This is a genomic window from Streptomyces sp. NPDC057424 (assembly GCF_042803315.1).
Taxonomy (GTDB): Bacteria; Actinomycetota; Actinomycetes; order Streptomycetales; family Streptomycetaceae; genus Streptomyces.
Map to the genome: position 1 here is coordinate 18050 of NZ_JBHVCP010000039.1, position 18976 is coordinate 37025.

Consider the following 18976-nt stretch of genomic DNA (forward strand, 5'->3'; position numbering starts at 1 on the left):
CGGGCGTCCGCAATCGCACTTCAAGGGGCTGCGCTACGCTCTACGCGAAGGAAGGGAGAAGGGTACAGGTGGCACTTTTAGAAGAAGATCCGTACGTCGGAAACCACTGCGAGTCGACCACACTCGTGAATCTGTTGCGGCAGCGAGAGGCCGGCTTGTCAGAGCCGCTCATCTTCGGTCTCGGCGGCGGCCTGGCGTTCATCTACTGGCGGACCAAGCAGATGCCGACCCCGTTCGTCGGTGGCCGCATCAAGCCCGACATGCTGTCCGAGAATCTCGCGAAGGCACTGAACTTGCGGCTGTCCGTTCACGAGACGTCATCGGCGAAGCGGGCGAGGGAACATCTGCTGGCCGAGCTTGATTCCGGAACCGTGGTCGGGCTCAAGCTCGACCGCTACTTCCTCGACTACTCCACCGACGACTTCCGGTTTGCGGCCCACTATGTCGCCTGCATCGGATACGACGACGACCGTTTCGCCCTGGTCGAAACCCAGCCGCTCGGACTGCAATGGGCCTCCGGCGAATCCCTCGCGACCGCGCGAAACGCCCGGGGCCCGATGAGTTCGCGCAACCGTGCCTTCACCCTCCATCTCCCGAAGGGCGGCCTTCCCGATCTGGGGGAAGCAGCCCGCAAAGGCATCACATCGGCGGCGGAGAACTTCCTGAACCCGCCGATCTCCAACTTCGGGTACAAGGGCATGCACAAAGTCGCCGATCTGATGCCGCAGTGGCTCGACGACCTCGACTCGCCGGCCACCAGCCTTCCCCAGATCTGCACGGTCATGGAGGAGGCAGGAACCGGCGGGGGCCTTTTCCGCACGATGTGGGCGGAGTTCCTGGCGGAGACCGCCGATATCACCGGCATCGGTGAATACCAGGAGGTCTCGGACGCGTACCGTCAGGTGTCGAAGAAGTGGACCGAGGTGGCCGGACTGCTGAACGAGGCGGGAGTCGCGACGTCCCGGGAATGCCTGTACGGCGCGTCAGAACTCGTACGTGAGGCCGCCGAGAAGGAGCAGCGCCTGATGCATCGCCTCATGGAACTGTCGAGCTGACCCGGGCGTCACGCACCGTCGCGACGAGCGCATGGCGGATCGATGCGGTCCCACCCGCATCGCGTGCCACACCCTCAGGGTGAGTGGTCGCTCCACTCATTCGCTGATCCACCGGAGGCCGACCGGCCGCACGGCTGCCCCTCTCAGGCCCGCGTTCGGGTGACGCGCCAGAGCCGGCGAACTGGACGGCGAACCCTTCGCGTGCGAAGTGCCGGGCCTCGGGGCCGAGGGAGATCCCGCCCGCTGCCGCTCACGTTCGCCATCCCTCGGCGATCTCGTCCGCGGCGGAGCGTACGGCCGGCGCCCCCGCACCTCTCCGTCGGCGCATAATCCATAGTTTCCTGAATTCAGGGATCGCTGTACAGTCGTGCGGTGCTGACTGTCGCCTCCGATATCGACGTGCTGGCCCGCTTCGGCCGCGCGCTCGCCGATCCGATTCGCTGCCGGGTCCTGCTCGCCCTGCGCGGCACGCCGGCCTATCCGGCCGACCTCGCCGAGGCACTCGGCGTCTCCCGGACCCGGCTGTCGAACCACCTCGCCTGCCTGCGCGACTGCGGCCTGGTAGTGACCGTTCCGGACGGGCGGCGGACCCGTTACGAGCTCGCCGACGAACGCCTCGGCCACGCGCTCGACCACCTGCTCACTGCGGTCGTGGCGGTCGAGGAAGACAAGACCTGCCCCGACGCCGCCGCCGAGGGCTGCTGCTGATGGTGTCCATACCCCTGGGGCCCAGCCCGACCCGCCGCGAGCGGCTGGCCCGTCGCATACGCTTCCTGGTCGCCGCGACGATCACCTACAACGTCATCGAGGCCGCCGTCGCGCTGACCGTCGGCACGATCGCCTCCTCCACGGCGCTGGTCGGATTCGGCCTGGACTCGATCATCGAGGTCTCCTCCGCTGCTGCGGTCGCCTGGCAGTTCTCCGCCCGTGAACACGCGATCCGCGAGGCCCGGGAGAAGACGACCCTGCGGATCATCGCAGTCTCCTTCTTCGCCCTCGCCGCCTACGTGAGCGTCGACGCGATCCGCGCACTGGCCGGCACCGGCGAGGCCGACAGTTCCGTCATCGGCATCGTCCTGGCCGCGCTGTCGCTGGCGGTCATGCCGTTCCTGTCCGCCGCCCAGCGCCGTGCCGGGCGTGAACTCGGCTCCGCCAGCGCGGTGGCGGACTCCAAGCAGACCCTGCTGTGCACCTATCTCTCCGCCGTCCTCCTCGTCGGTCTGGTCCTCAACGCCACGCTCGGCTGGTCGTGGGCCGATCCGATCGCCGCCCTGGTCATCGCCGCCATCGCGGTCAAGGAGGGGCGTGACGCCTGGCACGGCGAGGGCTGCTGTGCCCCCGCGGCGGCGGGAGGTGCGCTACCGGCGGCCGATGCCCAGGGCGACGAGTGCGGCTGCCGCCTGGAGTGCTCCTGCTGCTCGTGAGCATCACGTCGCCTCCGAGCGCCTTCGGTGTACCGTCTGCGCGATCACGCCGACGAAGCTGCTGTCCAAGGTGGTGACCAGGCCGGGTGCCCTGTGGCAGTACCGCCGCGACGGCGCTCTGCGCGGCGGCCCGGCCCGGCGCCGGATACCGGAACCCTCCCGGCGTCGTACCTGGAGCCGCGATCCGGAATGCGCCCTCCCGGCCTTGGCCGGATCGGGCACCCCTTCATACCGGCGAATCACTGCATACACGACCTGGCTCCTCATCCCTCGCGATGCCGTCGTGTGCGCAGACGACGTACCCGCCCCGGGAATTGAGGCGCGCAGCAGGCAGGCGAAGACCACCGGAAAGGCCCCATGGCCGAAGCAGCCGGCGCGGGCGCGAGGGACAGAGCAACCTCTGACGGCCCGCCGTGCCCTGCCGCTTCGTGCGACCGGCGCGTGTACTCCCGGACAGCCCCCCGGTGTCTGCGGGCGGAGGCGGGGCATACGGGCTTCACTCCCTATGAAAGGAGCTCGTTCCATGCTCGGCATAGTCGCGGCGGTGTTGTTCTTCTTTGCGTTTCTGATCAATGCGGCGGAGATCAGCACCAACGACGTGTTCTCTTCGACGAACGTCATGTTGCTGGGGCTGATGTGTCTGGCTCTGCAGGTGGCCGGCGTCGGTGCAGGCTGGGCCCGCCGACGCTGACCGTGTGCTCCGCAGGTCCGGTGAGACCCTGTCCGTCCACGGATCTGCGGAGCACGACATCCCGCGCCGGCCTGTCACGTGATCCCCGGCCGCCCGGGTGCGCTGGGAGCCGCGCAGTCGTCGAGCCGGAACGTCAGGCCGTTCACCACTCCTACGACCCCTTCCAGCCGCCATACCGAGTGGACGGCCTCCGGAACCTGGCTGCGCAGTTCCACCCGGCCGTCGAGCGTGACGACACCGTCCCGGACGGAGACGGTGACGGCTTCGGACGGTAGCCGCAGGTCGCTGACGAGGATGTCCTCGGTCACCCGACGGCGCAGGTCGTCGTCCGTGCGGAGGAAGATCCTCAGCAGGTCGCGACGCGTGACGATGCCGATGAGACGGTCCTCCTCGTCCACCACGGGCAGCCGTTCGACGCCACGGCGCTCCATCAGCCGTGCCGCGTCCCCGACGGACTGCTCCGGATGGACAGTGATAGCCGGTGCCGACATCAGGTCCTGCGCCGTGACCGCGTGGGGCTCCTTCCGGCCCTCGCGGTTCGTCGTGGCGCGTACCAGGTCCGTCCCGGAGACCACGCCGAGCACCTTGTCGTCGTTGTCGACCACCGGCAGTCCGCTGATCCGGTGCTGGTCCAGAAACCGGGCGACTCTCCGGAACGGCGTCGCCCGGCGGGCCCGGACGACCTCCCTGGTCATGACGTCACCGACGCTGTGGGGTGTCACGGCAATCCCTCCTTCACCCAGAGACGCGGACGGGCGGGGCCGGGCGGTCCTCCCCGCACGCCCTCGGGACTCCTAGTGCCGGGTGCCGCCACGCCACGGCGGCGGCATGGCCGTCCTGCGGGCCGCGTCCCGGCGGTGCGCGGCGCGTTCCGTGCGGCTGCGCAGCCGGTCCTGCAGGCGGTCGGCGAGCTCGTGGGCGGTCGCCTCGCAGGCGTGCACGACGACGAGGTCGCTGCCCACCTGGAGTTCGGCGCCCGCGGACCAGGGAAGGGCGACATGGTGGGCCGCCGCCCTGGTGACACGCACGTCGCCGGTGACGGGCGGCAGCCCGGGGCGGTTGAGCACGGCACCGACCTTCTCCCGGAGGTACGCGAGAGATTCCTCGTCCACGTCACCCTCGGCGCGCACCCGTACTGCGGCGGTGACGCCCTCGTTTCCGCTGTCCTTGGCAGCCATGTGCCACTCCTCGTGATCGTCCGCAGTCACCGATTCGTCACCCCTCAAGCCTTCCGCGTGCGCCGCCCCGGCCCCAGGGCCGGCCGGCCCCGGGAGAAGGGCCTGTCGGTCCCGTCCACCGGCTGTCGCCCACGTCGGTCTCCTCCGGCGCGGCATGCCTGAACTCACCTCCGAGAGAGCCCGCCACACTGCGGCGGCCCCGGCGCTGCCCGGCCGCCGTCGTGTCCCCGGCGTGTGCTGCGAGTTCGCCCACGGCCATCGTCCGGCCCCACCCTTCCCTCGGGTGAGTCTCGCGGCGAGGTGGGGGCCGAAGGTCCCGGTCGTACCGGGGCCGGACGGGACCGGCCCGGTGCCCTGTCCGGCACTCCCCCCGCGCACCAGGGACGTCGAGCATCGAGCGTGGGGGACCCGAGGGACCCGCCCAGGGAGAGGACCTGAGATGACCACGACCGTGTCAGCCGGCCCCCGGAGCGCCGAGGTCTGGCGGCAGTGGGCCGGGGCCGGGTGGCGTGAGCGCATCGACGTGCGCGACGTCAGCCAGGCCGACCACACGCCCTGCGACGGTGACGCAGCCTTCCTGACCGGCTCGACGGAGCGCACGCGTACCGTGCGGGAGAAGGTCAGCGCCCTCTTCCCCGAGGAGCGGCACCGCGGTGTCCACGACGTCGACACCGCGCCCTCCGGCCCGGACGTCAGCCGGGACCGCGAGGAACGCGCCGAGCGAACTCCTCGCCGGCACCGACCTCGTGCTGCTGGACGTGAAGACCTCCGACGCCGCCACCCACCGGAAACCGGCCGGCGGCGCGCTCGGGCCCACCCCGAACCTCTCCACCCGCCTGGACCGGCTCGGCGTGCCGATGAGGATCCGGTACGTCCTCGCATTCGGCTGGACCGACACCCCGGGGCCCTCGAAGGACCCGCCCGCTTCCTCCCAGGCCCGGAGTACGAGGCGCTGGGCATCCCCTTTCCTCCGCGGGACACCCCGGTGCCCGACCCCGCACTGGTGGACCGGGCTCGCGGTCAGTTCCGCGAACGCGGTCCGGCGGCGTGCTGATGTCGCGCGCCGGACCCGCTCTGACGGCCCGGATATGACCCGCACACCGACGCGCCCGCCGGGGACCCGCGCGGTGACCGCTTCCGGCCGGTCCGAGGAGGACGCCATGGCTGATCGAGCACTCGACGAGAACACCGTGACCGTGCTGGTGGCCGACGCCGGCGCGGCGCCGTCCATGCACAACGCGCAGCCGTGGCGCTTTCGTTACCGGAGCGGCGAGCGCCTCCTGCTGCTGCTGGCCGACCCTGAGCGGGCCATGCCCCGTTCCGACCCCGATGACCGGGCGCTGCACATCGGGTGCGGGGCCGCGCTGTTCAACCTGCGCGTCGCCGCGGCGCGCAGGGGACTCCTCACGGAGGTGACACTGCTGCCCGAACCCGAGGACCCGCTGGTGCTCGCCGCCGTGCATCTGACCGAGCCGGACGGGAGCGAGGCGGACGAGACGCTGGTGCGGCTTCATCCGGCGATCCGGCAGCGGCACACCAGCCGTCATCCCTTCGCCGAGAAGGACCTCCCCGAGGACGTGCGGAACACCCTGCGGGAAGCGGCGGTCCGGGAGGGCGCGACGCTGCTCTTCCCCGGCCCCTGGCACGCCGAGACCGTGCTCGACCTCGTCCGCGATGCCGAGAGCCGCGACGTCATGGAGCCGGCCGCCGACGAGGACCTCGTCCGCTGGACGCGACTCGGCACGGAGGCCGAGACCGCCGTGGACGGAGTCCCCGAGTACGCCTTCGGGCCGCGCAAGCGCAGTGGCAAAGCCCCGGCACGGGACTTCTCCGGACGTCGGCCGGTAGCGGACCGCGGCACCACCGCCTTCGAGTACACCCCGCACCTGGCCCTGCTGAGCACCTCCGGCGACGGACCTGCCGATTGGCTGCGTGCCGGGCAGGCTTTGGAGCGAGTCCTGCTGGAGGCCACCCTGGCCGACATCGCCACCTCTTTGACGTCGCATGCGCTGGAGGACCGCGAGCTGCGCCCGCTGATCCGTGACCCGGTGTCGGGCAGCGGGCAGGTGCAGATGGTACTGCGGCTCGGCTACGGACCGCGGGGCCCGGAAACGCCGCGCCGTCCCGTGCGGGACATGCTCGAGATCACGTAGATTCGCGCCTGAACGTATGGTCACCACCGGAGTGCGGAGGGCAGCCGTCCGGGTCCTCCGTCGCCGGCTCGCGCGTGACGGCGGCTTCGGCGGTCAGACGCGTGAGACTCTCCCGCACCCATCTGCGGTCGTCCTCGTGGAGACTGCCGTCCTGACTGAGGGTTTCGAGGATCCTCGAGCCTTTCGCCGTGTCGAGGGCAGCCAGCGTGCCGGCGGCCCAGACCCTGTCGTAGCCGACCAACGTGACGTCGAGCGCGAGCGCGCCGAGGAGGCCGGCCGCGCCGGAGCCCAGCAGACGGGCACAGAAGTGGGCCGCGCTGACGCGGTGCGTACGGTCGAACGTGGGGTCGAGGGCAAGCGCTTCGAGCATGCCCGCCGCGGCCGGGCCACCTGCCTCGAGCAGATCGTTCGCGGCGTGAAGGCGATGCGCCTGGTCCAAGGCGGGGTCGCGGGCCAGGAGCTGCAACAAGCAGCTGCCGCCGGCCTCGTCGTACGCGTACAGCCTCCCGGCCGCCCATCTACGGGTTCGTCCGGGAAGGGAGATGTCCCGGCCGAGCGCGTCGAGCAGGGCGATGCCGCGCGTCCTGTCCGTGGCCAGCAGCTTCTCCGCGGCCCAGGCGCGAGCGCCCGGATCGAGACCGTGGTCGGTACCCAGCGCCTCGAGCAGCGCGGTGCACCGGTCGTCGCTGCGGTCGAGGAGCGCTTGGGCGGCGTCGGTGCGCGCGCTGCTCTGGAGCGCTGGATCGCCTGCGAGACTGTGCAGCAGGTCCGTGCCGACGCGGCCGGCGAGACCGACGAGGGCCTCGGCAGCCGTGACTCGCCTGGGCGCGGGCGCCGCGGGGTCGTCGGCCACCGAACGGAACCGCTGCGTGGCGAGGTCGACCGCATGCTCGGGAAGTGAGGTACTGAGCAGGGCGAGATCCGAGATGAGGACGCAGCCGTCCATGCCGGAGCGCGAGACCAGCCGGGTGAGAATCGAGGCGATGTCTCCGGCGGAAGCGGCCGGTGCTGCGTCCAGGAGGAACCCGACGTAGGAGACGTCGACGTGCCGGGGGACCCGGTAGCGAGTGGCCCATCCGGGCAGGAGGCCGCGCCGCGGGCGGAAGAGGGACCGTAAGGAACGCGAGGCCGTCTCGGGCGTGCGGGTGGCGTGCCGGGCGGCCTGGTACTCGAGCATGGTCTGGTGCAGGAAGTCCAGCCGGCCTGCGCGGGTGGTCATCAGACCGCTGCGTCGCAGGCTTCCCTCGAGGAACGCCCGCCACACGGACGCCGATACGTGGGGCGCGGGCTGAGCGGCGGGATCGGCCGAGAGGGCGTCGACGGGGTCGGACCAACGGCCCACCAGACGCCGTGCGGCGTGCTGCGCGATGAGCGCCGGCATGCGGTCCAAGGCCGCTTCGGCGTGGGCCAGGGCGGTGGTGCCGTAGCGATCGAACAGGTGGCGCGTCTGGGTCCGGATGCCTCCGGTGCCGACGTGCTGGCGCTCGTTGAGCAGATCGGTGAACGCACGGTAGACCGCTCCACGGCTGGCCGGCAGCGGAGTGTCCGGGTGAGTCGCGTGCAACTGGCACAGCATGGACGCCATCAGCGGCGTGCGTGCCAGATCGGTCAGCCTGGTACCGGCCAGGGATTCGAGGAAGCGCGCCACCGCTCCGTCGACGTCGGGGAGCCCAAAGGCCTCGAACCATGACCGGGCGATGTGCGGGAGATCGTCGGTGGTGAAGGGCTGCAACGTGTACCGCCGCAGGCCCTCCGGGCTGCCGGAGGCGACAGTTTCGGGGGCCGGGGCCTGGTTCAGGGCATCGAGCTCACCGTAAGGCAGGGGACGTGTGGCCATGGCGAAGCGGTGACTGGCCTTGTCGTCGTCGCGCACCTCCATGATGGTGCTGATCACGGCACGCCGCGCAGCGGGGTCGGCCACTTCGTCGAGACCGTCGACCAGCACCAGCCAGGGCACGTCCTTGTACGGCGGAGTGGCGAAGAAGTCCGCAGGCAGGGCTTGGGGCAGGCCGTACGCGGACAGATCCGCCGTGACCGCCGAGGCGAGCGCATCGGCCAGCGGCCGCCGGCCGGTGAGAGCCGCGGCCTGGACCAGCACCGGGACCGTTGCCTCTCCGGTGCCCTGCTGCCAGTGCTGGATGCCCGAGGCCAGGCGGGTGCGCAGCAGGCTGGACTTGCCTCCGCCGGGTCCGGCCAGCACCACGCACATCAGGCCGTCCACCAGGACCCGGTCCGCGGGCAGCAGGCGGGAGGGCCCCTCGGCCTGGTCACTTCTCGCATCGACCACCTGCCGGAGGTACACAGAGGCCAGCGGGGGCATCATCCCCGGCAGGACGCCGGGGTAGGGGTGCTCCCGGGCCGCGCGGCGGGCCGCATCCAGGTAGTCGTCCAGGTGGCGGCTGCGCCGATCGGCCTGCTGGCGCAGCCGGTGCAGTCGGGCCAGCGCCTCACCGGAGATGCGCAGGGCGGCCGCGAGCCGGTCCAGCGTATCGGCCGAGGGCACACCCGACGGGCGGTTCAACGCGTTGCTGACGGTCGCGGGGGACACGCCCGCCGCTTTGGCGAGCTGACTCTGCGTCATACCGGCCGCTGCCTTCGCTTCGGCGAGCAGCCGTCTGAACTCCGTGTTCGCCGCGCCCCCCGTCGGTTCGTCCACGCCCCCCACCAGACCTCCTGAACCGGCCTTTCATTCTTGTTCACTTCACACCGATGAACGGCACTCGAGGCTATCTCTGCTGATGAGCCCGTCGAGGGTTCTTGCCGCATTCGCCTTCACCCACGGGAGAGAAGCCATGTCCGAGCACGTACTGCTGATCCTCGTCCCACTGGCTGCGGGGCTCCTGATCCGCCTCCTCCGGCGACCACGTCACACGCCTGCCGATCTCGTGCGCACCGTCCGTGACCTGATCACGTTGCGGATGATCCTGCGCGACACCGCGCCCGACGAGCGGGCCGCGCTCATCGCGGCCCACCGCGCCTGGCGCAACCAGCCGTCCGCGCGCCGCAGCCCACGGTCCCGGCACACCGATCGCGGCAACCCGTCCACCTGATGCGGCGGTTGCAGCCTTGGGCCGGGCTGGTGAGGAGGGGGCCGGGTGCCGCCTCCTCACCCGTGCCAGGTGGTGCCGTACCGGCGTTGGGTCGCCGTCCGACGTGCAGCGCCGGCTTCCCGGTGCGTACTGCATGAATCCACCACGACCGGGCGGGCCCCTCGTGTCATGCTGCGTCCGCGTTCTGGTGGGCTTCTCGGGCTCGGCCGGGCCGTGAGGTCGAGGTGCGCCAGACGTGCTCCGTCAGCACGAGGGTCGCAGCGGTGCACAGACAGACGGCCCACTGCGCTGCGCTCAGGGACACAGTGTCGAAGACACCCTGGGCGAACGGCACTTGTACTGCTGTGATCTGCAGTGCGAGGACAGCGGCCAGGCAGATCCAGAGGGTGCGGTTGCGCAGCTGGTGGCGGCCGATGACGGGACCGTCCTCGCTGCGCGCGGCCAGCGCGTTGCAGAGCTGGAAGAGGACGAAGGTGGTGAAGGCCATCGTGGTGGCGGTCGCGGTGTCCGTGAGGTGGCGTGCGGCCGCGAAGACGGCCACGGTGCCGGTGGCCATGACGGCGCCGGTCCGCAGGATGGCCGTCAACCGCCGGGCGTTGAGGATGCGTTCCCCGGGCGGCCGCGGCCGGCGGTGCATCACGTTCCCGCCCGGAGGGTCGATGCCCAGGGCCATGGCGGGCGGCCCGTCCATGATGATGTTCACCCAGAGCAGCTGGATCGCCGACATGGGGGCGGGCAGCCCGGCCAGCACAGTGGCCAGCAGGGTGAGGATGGCGCCGATGTTGGTGGACAGCTGGAAGCGGACGAAGGTGACGATGTTGTCGTAGATCGACCGGCCTTCGCGTACGGCGCGGACGATGGTGGAGAAGTCGTCGTCCGTCAGCACCATGTCCGCGGCCTCCTTGGCGACATCGGTGCCGGTGACGCCCATGGCGACGCCGATGTGGGCGGCGCGCAACGCGGCGGCGTCGTTGACGCCGTCGCCCGTCATGGCCACGATGTGACCCCGCTGGGCGAGGGCGCGGACGATGGTGACCTTGTGATCGGGCGCGACGCGGGCGAAGACGGCGATGTCCTCCACGCGGTCCGCGAGGTCCCGCTCGCTCATGCGAGCCAGTTCGCTTCCGGTGACCACATTCCCGGTGATGCCCAGCTCGGCGGCGATCGCGGCTGCCGTGTCGGCATGGTCACCGGTGATCATTTTCACGGTGATGCCGGCGGCCTGGGCCAGGGCGACGGCGTCGCGGGCCTGCGGACGCGGCGGGTCGGCGATGCCGGCGATCGCGGTCAGGGTCAGCCCTGTGACCTCCCCCGGCCGCGGCCGGCCGGTGACGGCTGTGGCGGCACCCAGGACCCGCAGGCCCTGGCCGCCCATCCGGCGGGCGGCGTCGATGATCTCGCTGCGGCGCTCCGCGGTGAGCAGGACGCGGCCGTCACCGGTCAGGACGTGGGTGCAGCGGCCCAGCAGGATGTCGACGGCGCCCTTGACGTGGATGCGGGTGGTTCCGTCGCTCGCGCCGTGAAAGGTGGCCATGTACTTCGCGGCGGGGTCGAAGGGGACCTCACCGGTGCGCGGGGTGCGGGCGGGCAGTTCCGGGTCGAGGCCCGCCTTGGCGGCGAGCACGAGCAGCGCGGCCTCGGTCGGGTCGCCGAGGACACCGTCCGCGGTGAGGCGCGCGTCGTTGCACAGCGCGAACGGCAGTACGGCATCACGCAGGTCCGGGACGGCGTCCCCATCGGTCTCGCACACGGTGCCGGCGGTGTCGTAACCCTCCCCGGTCACGTCGTACCGTCGCCCGGCGGTCCACAGGACGCGGGCGGCCATCTCGTTCAGGGTCAGGGTGCCGGTCTTGTCGCTGCACACGACGGTCGCGGAGCCGAGTGCCTCGACGGAGGCCAGACGTTTGACGATGGCGCCGCGGCGGGCCATGCGGTGCACGCCCAGGGCGAGGGTCAGGGCGAGGACGGCGGGCAGTCCCTCGGGGATCGCGGCCACGGCCAGGGCCACCGCCCGCAGCGCGAGATCGGCCGGCTCCTCCCCGCGTACCAGCGCCACGAGCGCGTAGGCGGCCACGGCGACGCCACTGATCACCGCCAGCCGCCGGCCCAGACTGTCCATCTGGATCTGCAGCGGACTGGGCGCTTCGCTGCCGCCGCGCAGTTGCTCGGCGATCGCGCCGACCTCGGTGCGCATGCCGGTCGAGGTGACGAGCATCTCTGCCCGGCCGCGGGTCAGCGCGGTGTTCATGAAGAGCATGCAGCTGCGTTCGGCGACCGGAACGACGTCGGCCCCACCGGCCGCGGTCGGCGCGGTCGTCTTCGCGACAGGCTGTGACTCGCCGGTCAGCGCGGCCTCGGCGGCTTCCACCGATTCGGCGACGAGCAGCCGTCCGTCGGCCGGGACCCGGTCGCCGGCTTCCAGCAGGACGACGTCCCCGGGCACGAGGCAGCGGGCCGGGACCGTGCGGACCCGGCCGCCGCGCCGCACCCGGGCGATGGGGACCAGCATGCGGCGCAGCGCTTCCAGGCTGCGCTCGGCACGGCGTTCCTGCAGGTAGCCGATGGTGGCGTTGACGAGCAGCACGGCCGTGATGACGACTGCGTCCTTGATCTCGCCGATGACGCCGGCGACGACGGCCGCCGCCAGCAGGATGCCTGCCAGCCAGCTGCGGAACTGGTCCACCAGACGTAGCCACTGCGGCCTGCGGACCGGTTCGGCGAGTTCGTTCGTCCCGTATGCGGCGGTTCGCTGTGCGGCGTCCGCCGATGTCAGGCCCGTGTCCGGGACGACGCCGAGTAAGTCCGCCACTTCGTCCGCCGGCCGTTCGTGGGCGTCGGCCGCGGTGCGCGGGGGAGGGGTGGGGGCGGAAATCCGCCGGGACGCGTTCACTCCTTGCCGCGGACGACGGTGACGGGGCAGTCGGCGTGGTGCAGCAGCGCCTGGCTGGCCGAGCCGAGCAGCAGCCCGGTGAAGCCGCCGCGCCCCCGGGCCCCGGCGATCACCAACTGCGCCGTTCTGCTGGCCTCGATCAACGCGGCGCGGACCCGGGAGCGCACCAGGCGCCGATCGACGGTGACCTGCGGATACGCCGCCTGCCGGTCGGCCACCACCCGGTCTAGGAGGTGCTGTTCGGCCTCGCGGAGATGCTCGGTGTCCGCCACGACGGCGGTCAGCGGGTCGCCGGGACCCTCGTAGGCCCGTTCGCTCCACGTGTTCCACACGTGCAGCGCCACGAGCGGTGCCCCGCGCAGCGCGGCCTCGGCGAACGCGAAGTCCACCGCCGCCTCCCCGGCCGGGGAGCCTTCCACGGCGAGCAGAACCGGCCCGGACGGGTCCGGTCGGCCCCGGACCACCATCAGCGGGCAGTGACCGTGGGCGGCCAGATGCACCGCCGTAGACCCCAGCAGCAGCCCGGAGAACCCGGTCAGACCTCGGCTGCCCACCACCGTCAGCGCGGCGGAGCGTGACTCGATCTCCAGAACCTCGACCGCGTCGCCGGCCACCACGGAGCGTGTGATCTCGATGCCCGGCGCGGCCGCGTGCGCCTGTTCCTCCGCTCGGACCAGCTGCCCCCGCACCATCGGCTCCAGAGTGTGTCCGGCCGGACTCCACGGTGTCGCACCGGGCGGCAGGGGCCCGGACGGATGCCCGAAGGCGTGCACGATCCGCAGTGGCGCCCCGCGCAGGCGTGCCTCTCGTGCCGCTACGTCGACCGCGTCGAAGCTCGACGTGGAACCATCCACTCCCACGACCACCGGATCACTCACTGTGCGCTCCCTTTCCTGCAGACCGCCGACGCGGCCGCTCGTCCTCAGAGCCTCGGCCGGAACGGCCGCGGCGGGCAGGGGCCTACCAGGCCATCGCCCGGGCCGGTCGGCCCTGCCCGCCGCGGCCACTTGGCCGAAGCGCCGGTGCTCCCCCCACGGACCGAACCCGGGCTTCCGCACCGGAGGGCGCATGGCCTGCGGACCACTCGTCGCCCGACGCCCGGGCATCGGTTACCGGCCCACTCAGTGCGACCGGTCCGCTCCCCGCACGACCGCAACCGGGCAGTGCGCGTGGTGCAGCAGGGCCTGGCTGACCGACCCCAGCAGCAGCCCCGCGAAGCCGCCCCGGCCCCGGGCGCCGACCACCATGAGCTGGGCCGACCGGCTCGCCTCGATCAACGCCTCCCGGGTCCCGCCGTGGACGACCCGGTGCTCGACCACCACGTCCGGATAGTCCTCCTGGCGGCCCGAGAGCGCCTCGGCCAGCAGGCGCGTCTCCTCCTCGGCCAGCGCACCCGGCGGATGCGCGTACGGCTCCGACGCGTCCGGCGGCGCGGGGAGCGGAGCGTTCCACGTGGTCCAGGCGTGCAGCGCCAGCAAGGGAGCCTTGCGCAGGGCGGCCTCGGCGAAGGCGAAATCCACCGCCTTGCCTCCCGCGGGGGAGCCGTCGACGCCCACGACGACCGGGCCGTCGTTCAGCGGATGCTCACGCACGACCAGCACCGGGCACCGGCCGTGCGCCGCGAGGTGAACCGCCGTCGACCCCACCAGCAGGCCCACGAATCCGCCCATCCCCCTGGAACCCACCACCACCAGCTCCGCGGCACGCGACTGGGCTTCCAGCGCGGTCAGCGGCTCACCCGTCACCACCACATGGCTGACGTCGACGTCCGGTGCCGCCGCGCGCGCCCGCTCCAGCGCCTCGGCCACGAGACGGTCGACCATGTTACGGATCCCGCCCTCCGGCGGACCGGAGGCCGGCGGCCCCAGGGGCACGTGCATCGCGGGCCACATGCACGCATGCACCACACGCAGTCCCGCTCCACGCAACCGCGCCTCCCGCGCCGCCGCCTCCACCGCCGTCAGGCTCGACGCCGAGCCGTCCACACCGACAACCACCAGGCCACTCATCGTGTCTCCTTCGTCCGGACCGCCGGGATCCGCTCCAGCCTCCCCTGCGGTACTCATCGCCGTCATGGGCCCTGTGGGGGCCGACAGCAGGGCCTTTCGGCTCATCCCGACGGCCTTGAACATGTGAGACCGCCCGAGTGGGGGAACAGCAGTAGCGGACGGCCCTGGACCCTTCCGGCCGCGTCCGTGCCCCCGGGGCCGCTCTCCGGTGTGGAACGGGACCAATGGCCCCTCACCGCGGGCCGCCGACGGCCGCACGATGAGGTGGACGAGGTTGCACAGAGGAAAGACGGGCGAACCATGTATCCGAATGACGGTTTCCGTGAGCTCGGCCGCCACGAGTGTCTGTGCCTCCTGGCGAAGGCGCCCATCGGCCGGATCGTCCACACGCGTCAGGCCCTGCCGGCAGTCCTTCCCGTGAACTTCCGCCTGGACGAAGAGGGCGCGGTGCTGCTGAGAACGTCGGCGGACTCGGAACTGGCCCGTGCCGTCGACGGCGCCGTCGTCGCCTTCGAGGCCGACGAGGTCGACCCTGTCGCGCAGTCCGGCTGGTCCGTCGTCGTCACCGGACGGGCCGCCGTCGTGTCCGATCCGGACGAGCACGCCCGGCTGTGTCGAGAGGGCCCGAGCTCGTGGGTGCCCTCGCCCGAGGAGGTCTTCGTGCGCGTCGAACCGGAGCTGGTCACCGGCCGGGAACTCGTCGGTGGCCGGACCCGGTACGGGGCGGGCCCGTCCACCTCACCGTCCACGAAAGCCACCCTCACCTGACGCCCGCACGCCGCTGACCATCACTCCGGCCCGCCACACGGCCCGGCGGAGTCGCAGCCCCCCGACCACCCGACCCGGAAGGCCTCCCATGTCCGTCGACACCCAGCAGACGTCCGCCGAGCTCACGGGCGAAGAGCTGAAGAAGCTGGACGCCCACTGGCGCGCCGCGAACTACCTGGCCGTCGGCCAGATCTACCTGATGGCCAACCCCCTGCTGACCGAACCGCTGCGTGCCGAACACGTCAAACCGCGTCTGCTCGGGCACTGGGGCACCACCCCGGGCCTGAACCTGGTGCACACGCACCTCAACCGGGTCATCAAGGCCCGCGGCCTGGACGCGCTGTGCGTCTGGGGGCCCGGGCACGGGGGACCGGCGGTGCTCGCCAACTCCTGGCTGGAGGGCTCGTACACGCAGACCTATCCGGACATCACGCGGGATTCGGCGGGTATGGCCCGACTGTTCAAGCAGTTCTCGTTCCCCGGCGGGGTGCCCAGCCATGTCGCCCCGGAGACCCCCGGCTCCATCCACGAGGGCGGCGAACTCGGGTACGCCCTCTCACACGCCTATGGTGCCGCCCTCGACAACCCCGGCCTGGTGGTCGCCTGTGTCATCGGCGACGGTGAGGCCGAAACCGGGCCCCTGGCCGCCTCCTGGCACTCCGGCAAGTTCCTCGACCCGGTCCACGACGGGGCCGTACTGCCGATCCTGCACCTCAACGGGTACAAGATCGCCAACCCGACGGTGCTGGCACGAGTGCCCGAATCCGAACTGGACGAGCTCCTCCGGGGATACGGCCACGACCCGATCCACGTCGCCGGGGACGAGCCCCTGGCCGTCCACCGTGCGATGGCGCAGGCCATGGACACCGCCCTGGACCGCATCGCCGCCCTGCAGCGGGCCGCCCGCGAGGACGGTGCGACCGGCCGTCCCCGCTGGCCGGTGATCGTGCTGCGCACCCCGAAGGGCTGGACCGGCCCGGCCGAGGTCGACGGCCTGCCGGTGGAGGGCACCTGGCGCGCCCACCAAGTACCGCTGTCCGCCGTCCGCGACCATCCGGAGCACCTGCGCCAACTGGAGACGTGGCTGCGTTCCTACCGGCCGGAGGAACTGTTCGACGAGCACGGCAGCCCCCGCCCCGACGTGCTGGCCTGCGTCCCGGAGGGCACCAGGCGGCTCGGCGCCACACCGCACGCCAACGGAGGCGTCCTGCTGCGGGAACTGCCCCTGCCGTCGCCGGACACGTATGCCGTCGCGGTCGACAAGCCCGGCACCACCCTGCACGAACCCACCCGTGTCCTCGGCGACTTGCTCCGGGACGTCATGAGCGCCACGGCGGACCGGCGCGACTTCCGGCTCGTCGGACCCGACGAGACCGCCTCCAACCGGCTCCAGGCCGTCTACGCCGCCAGCGGCAAGGCCTGGCAGGCCGAGACGCTGCCCGTGGACGAGCACCTCGACCGGCACGGTCGCGTGATGGAGATCCTGTCCGAACACACCTGCCAGGGCTGGCTGGAGGGCTACCTCCTCACCGGCCGGCACGGACTGTTCTCCTGCTACGAGGCGTTCGTGCACATCGTCGACTCCATGGTCAACCAGCACATCAAGTGGCTGCGTGTCACCCGCCGGCTGCCCTGGCGGGCGCCCATCGCCTCGCTGAACTACCTGCTGACGTCACACGTGTGGCGGCAGGACCACAACGGCTTCTCCCACCAGGACCCGGGCTTCATCGACCACGTCCTCAACAAGAGCCCCGAGGTCGTGCGGGTCTACCTCCCGCCGGACGCCAACACCCTGCTGTCCGTGGCGGATCACGCCCTGCGCAGCCGCGACTACGTCAACGTGATCGTGGCCGGCAAGCAGCCCTGCTTCGACTGGCTGACCATGGAGCAGGCCGAGGCCCACTGCGCCCGTGGCGCCGGCGTCTGGGACTGGGCCGGAACCGAGGACGGCACGCGTGAGCCGGACGTGGTGCTCGCCTGCGCGGGCGACGTCCCCACGCAGGAGATCCTCGCCGCCGCCCAGTTGCTGCGCCGCCACCTGCCGGACCTGGCGGTGCGCGTGGTCAACGTCGTCGACCTGGCCCGGCTGCTGCCCCGGGAAGAGCACCCGCACGGCATGCCGGACGCGCAGTACGACGCCCTGTTCACCACGGGCAAACCGGTCATCTTCGCCTACCACGGCTATCCCTGGCTGATCCACCGGCTGGCCTACCGCCGTACCGGCCACAAGAACCTGCATGTGCGCGGCTACAAGGAGATCGGCACCACGACGACGCCGTTCGACATGGTGGTGGGCAACGACATGGACCGCTACCGCCTGGTCATGGACGTCATCGACCGGGTGCCGGGCCTCGCGGTGCGCGCGGCGGCCGTACGCCAGCGGATGGAGGACGCCCGCCTGCGCCACCATGACTGGATCCGCGTCCACGGCACCGATCTGCCGGAGATCACCGACTGGGCGTGGGACGGCTGAGAGAACTGCGCTCGTCACACCTGTCTCTCGCTGATCTGCCCGTGCGGTTCGCCGTCCGCGGGAGTGAGCAGCACGCCAGTGACCAGGTCGGGGCGGATACGGACCGCGTAGTCCATCGTCCGCTGCACCCAGGGGCGCAGCATCGACCGGTACCGCGCCACGTCATCGGGATCGGTGACCAGCCGCGCGTGACCGGTGACGGCCACGCTCCAGCCGAGAGGCGTCTCCGGATCGATGACGCCCGCCTCGTAGGCGACGAGGACGCCCCCGGTGAGGGCCGTGGACTAGGGCCGGTCGGCCCTGGTCTTTCGGGCCTCGAACGAGGAAGATCCGAACCGTAGGCCGATGACACCCGGGAACGGGCACCGGTACGACACGTTGGACAAGGAGCATGAACATGGCGGACGGCGAGCGGCCCGGCCCCGACGAGCGGATCCGTGTCTTCCTGCTGGACGACCACGAAGTGGTACGGCGTGGAGTGCACGATCTGCTGAACGACGAACCGGACATCACCGTGGTCGGTGAGGCCGGCACCGCCGAGCAGGCTCTGGTGCGTGTGCCCGCCCTGCGCCCTCACGTGGCGGTCCTCGACGTCCGGCTGCCCGACGGTGACGGCGTGTCCGTGTGCCGCGAACTCCGCTCGAGCATGCCCGACCTGGCGTGCCTGATGCTGACCTCCTTCGACGACGAGGAGGCGCTGCTGGACTCCATCATGGCCGGAGCGTCCGGGTACGTCCTGAAGCAGATCCAGGGCTCCGACCTGGTGTCCGCCGTGCGCACGGTGGCCCGGGGCCAGTCCCTGCTCGACCCGAGCGCCACCACCAGGCTGATGGCGCGGCTGCGGGGAGGCCGGCAGAAGGAGGAGGAACCCGACGCTCTTCCCGGACTGACCGAGCGCGAGCGGGAGATTCTGGCCCTGATCGGCGAGGGCCTGACCAATCGTCAGATCGGTCAGCGTCTCTACCTCGCCGAGAAGACGGTGAAGAACCACATCTCCCGCCTCCTGGCCAAGCTCGGCGTCGAACGCCGCATCCAGGCCGCGGTGATCGCCACCCAGGCCCAGGCCCAGGACCAGCTCAGGCGCGAAGGCCGCTGAGCCCCCGCTGAGCCTCTCCTCCGACCGGACGGTACGGCCGCGGGTCCCCGAGACGGGGGCACCCGGCCATCCTCACCATCCGGCCGTCCCGCTCCCGACTCACGCGCACGCACCGTCGACGGCGTCTCCCCGTCCCGGCCACCTGCCTTGATCTCGTCGCGGTCCCTCGCACGCCCCGTTACGGTGGCA

General features: G+C 71.6%; 15 protein-coding genes and 2 pseudogenes. 10 read left to right on the forward strand and 7 right to left on the reverse strand.

Features of this window, described 5'->3' with window-relative positions:
* The first annotated feature begins 68 nt into the window (after nucleotides 1-68).
* From ACFU3E_RS26580 to ACFU3E_RS26595, 4 genes are all read left to right on the forward strand, one after another.
* Nucleotides 69-1055, forward strand: a complete 987-nt coding sequence (locus tag ACFU3E_RS26580) for a BtrH N-terminal domain-containing protein (protein WP_384163158.1) — start codon at nucleotides 69-71, stop codon at nucleotides 1053-1055.
* A 372-nt stretch (nucleotides 1056-1427) separates the two neighbouring features.
* Nucleotides 1428-1763, forward strand: a complete 336-nt coding sequence (locus ACFU3E_RS26585) for an ArsR/SmtB family transcription factor (protein WP_384163161.1) — start codon at nucleotides 1428-1430, stop codon at nucleotides 1761-1763.
* Nucleotides 1763-2479, forward strand: coding sequence for a cation transporter (locus ACFU3E_RS26590; RefSeq protein WP_384163164.1), 717 nt, complete (start codon nucleotides 1763-1765; stop codon nucleotides 2477-2479). The genes ACFU3E_RS26585 and ACFU3E_RS26590 overlap by 1 nt, the downstream gene beginning before the upstream one ends.
* Before the next feature lie 523 nt (nucleotides 2480-3002).
* The gene (locus ACFU3E_RS26595) at nucleotides 3003-3170 is read left to right on the forward strand and encodes a hypothetical protein (RefSeq protein WP_384163167.1); all 168 of its coding nucleotides are present in this window, start codon (nucleotides 3003-3005) and stop codon (nucleotides 3168-3170) included.
* A gap of 74 nt (nucleotides 3171-3244) precedes the next feature.
* Here ACFU3E_RS26595 and ACFU3E_RS26600 read toward each other — a convergent pair whose 3' ends face one another.
* Together ACFU3E_RS26600 and ACFU3E_RS26605 are read right to left on the reverse strand one after the other, a co-directional pair.
* Nucleotides 3245-3865, reverse strand: coding sequence for a CBS domain-containing protein (locus ACFU3E_RS26600; RefSeq protein ID WP_384163275.1), 621 nt, complete (start codon nucleotides 3863-3865; stop codon nucleotides 3245-3247).
* Nucleotides 3866-3964: 99 nt separating this feature from the next.
* Nucleotides 3965-4348: a hypothetical protein gene (locus tag ACFU3E_RS26605; protein ID WP_384163169.1), complete on the reverse strand. Its 384-nt coding sequence runs from the start codon at nucleotides 4346-4348 to the stop codon at nucleotides 3965-3967.
* Between the two features lie 439 nt (nucleotides 4349-4787).
* Between ACFU3E_RS26605 and ACFU3E_RS26610 the strand changes: the two are divergent.
* Nucleotides 4788-5030: pseudogene (locus ACFU3E_RS26610) on the forward strand (formate acetyltransferase); the annotation flags it as partial.
* Nucleotides 5031-5508: 478 nt separating this feature from the next.
* Nucleotides 5509-6501 (forward strand): Acg family FMN-binding oxidoreductase, encoded by a 993-nt coding sequence (locus ACFU3E_RS26615; protein WP_384163172.1) that lies wholly within the window; start codon nucleotides 5509-5511, stop codon nucleotides 6499-6501.
* On the opposite strand, the gene ACFU3E_RS26620 is transcribed toward ACFU3E_RS26615, so the two are convergent.
* Nucleotides 6494-9157: an NACHT domain-containing protein gene (locus ACFU3E_RS26620; protein ID WP_384163175.1), complete on the reverse strand. Its 2664-nt coding sequence runs from the start codon at nucleotides 9155-9157 to the stop codon at nucleotides 6494-6496. The two genes, ACFU3E_RS26615 and ACFU3E_RS26620, sit on opposite strands and share 8 nt — an antisense overlap.
* 136 nt (nucleotides 9158-9293) lie before the next feature.
* On the opposite strand from ACFU3E_RS26620, the gene ACFU3E_RS26625 reads away from it, so the two are divergent.
* Entirely contained in the window at nucleotides 9294-9551 is a 258-nt protein-coding gene (locus tag ACFU3E_RS26625) for a hypothetical protein (protein WP_384163178.1), read from the forward strand.
* A 166-nt stretch (nucleotides 9552-9717) separates the two neighbouring features.
* Here the strand turns inward: ACFU3E_RS26625 and ACFU3E_RS26630 are convergent, their stop codons facing one another.
* From ACFU3E_RS26630 to ACFU3E_RS26640, 3 genes are all read right to left on the reverse strand, one after another.
* A complete protein-coding gene (locus tag ACFU3E_RS26630; protein WP_384163181.1) occupies nucleotides 9718-12441 on the reverse strand; it encodes a cation-translocating P-type ATPase in 2724 nt (907 codons plus the stop codon).
* Nucleotides 12438-13319 (reverse strand): universal stress protein, encoded by an 882-nt coding sequence (locus ACFU3E_RS26635; protein ID WP_384163184.1) that lies wholly within the window; start codon nucleotides 13317-13319, stop codon nucleotides 12438-12440. Before ACFU3E_RS26635 ends, ACFU3E_RS26630 begins: the two co-directional genes overlap by 4 nt.
* A gap of 243 nt (nucleotides 13320-13562) precedes the next feature.
* Entirely contained in the window at nucleotides 13563-14450 is an 888-nt protein-coding gene (locus tag ACFU3E_RS26640) for a universal stress protein (protein WP_384163187.1), read from the reverse strand.
* A gap of 300 nt (nucleotides 14451-14750) precedes the next feature.
* On the opposite strand from ACFU3E_RS26640, the gene ACFU3E_RS26645 reads away from it, so the two are divergent.
* The gene (locus ACFU3E_RS26645) at nucleotides 14751-15218 is read left to right on the forward strand and encodes a pyridoxamine 5'-phosphate oxidase family protein (protein ID WP_384163189.1); all 468 of its coding nucleotides are present in this window, start codon (nucleotides 14751-14753) and stop codon (nucleotides 15216-15218) included.
* A gap of 88 nt (nucleotides 15219-15306) precedes the next feature.
* A complete protein-coding gene (locus ACFU3E_RS26650; RefSeq protein WP_384163192.1) occupies nucleotides 15307-17691 on the forward strand; it encodes a phosphoketolase in 2385 nt (794 codons plus the stop codon).
* 14 nt (nucleotides 17692-17705) lie between these two features.
* On the opposite strand, the pseudogene ACFU3E_RS26655 reads toward ACFU3E_RS26650, so the two are convergent.
* Nucleotides 17706-17957: pseudogene (locus ACFU3E_RS26655) on the reverse strand (pyridoxamine 5'-phosphate oxidase family protein); the annotation flags it as partial.
* A 131-nt stretch (nucleotides 17958-18088) separates the two neighbouring features.
* On the opposite strand from ACFU3E_RS26655, the gene ACFU3E_RS26660 reads away from it, so the two are divergent.
* The gene (locus ACFU3E_RS26660) at nucleotides 18089-18787 is read left to right on the forward strand and encodes a response regulator (protein ID WP_384163195.1); all 699 of its coding nucleotides are present in this window, start codon (nucleotides 18089-18091) and stop codon (nucleotides 18785-18787) included.
* Nucleotides 18788-18976 lie beyond the last annotated feature (189 nt).

Coding starts and splice junctions, on each gene's coding strand:
- ACFU3E_RS26590 (WP_384163164.1), top strand. CDS start 1,763: ATGGTGTCCATACCCCTGGGGCCCAGCCCGACCCGCCGCGAGCGGCTG.
- ACFU3E_RS26595 (WP_384163167.1), top strand. CDS start 3,003: ATGCTCGGCATAGTCGCGGCGGTGTTGTTCTTCTTTGCGTTTCTGATC.
- ACFU3E_RS26600 (WP_384163275.1), bottom strand. CDS start 3,865: ATGACCAGGGAGGTCGTCCGGGCCCGCCGGGCGACGCCGTTCCGGAGA.
- ACFU3E_RS26605 (WP_384163169.1), bottom strand. CDS start 4,348: ATGGCTGCCAAGGACAGCGGAAACGAGGGCGTCACCGCCGCAGTACGG.
- ACFU3E_RS26615 (WP_384163172.1), top strand. CDS start 5,509: ATGGCTGATCGAGCACTCGACGAGAACACCGTGACCGTGCTGGTGGCC.
- ACFU3E_RS26625 (WP_384163178.1), top strand. CDS start 9,294: ATGTCCGAGCACGTACTGCTGATCCTCGTCCCACTGGCTGCGGGGCTC.
- ACFU3E_RS26640 (WP_384163187.1), bottom strand. CDS start 14,450: ATGAGTGGCCTGGTGGTTGTCGGTGTGGACGGCTCGGCGTCGAGCCTG.
- ACFU3E_RS26645 (WP_384163189.1), top strand. CDS start 14,751: ATGTATCCGAATGACGGTTTCCGTGAGCTCGGCCGCCACGAGTGTCTG.
- ACFU3E_RS26650 (WP_384163192.1), top strand. CDS start 15,307: ATGTCCGTCGACACCCAGCAGACGTCCGCCGAGCTCACGGGCGAAGAG.
- ACFU3E_RS26660 (WP_384163195.1), top strand. CDS start 18,089: ATGGCGGACGGCGAGCGGCCCGGCCCCGACGAGCGGATCCGTGTCTTC.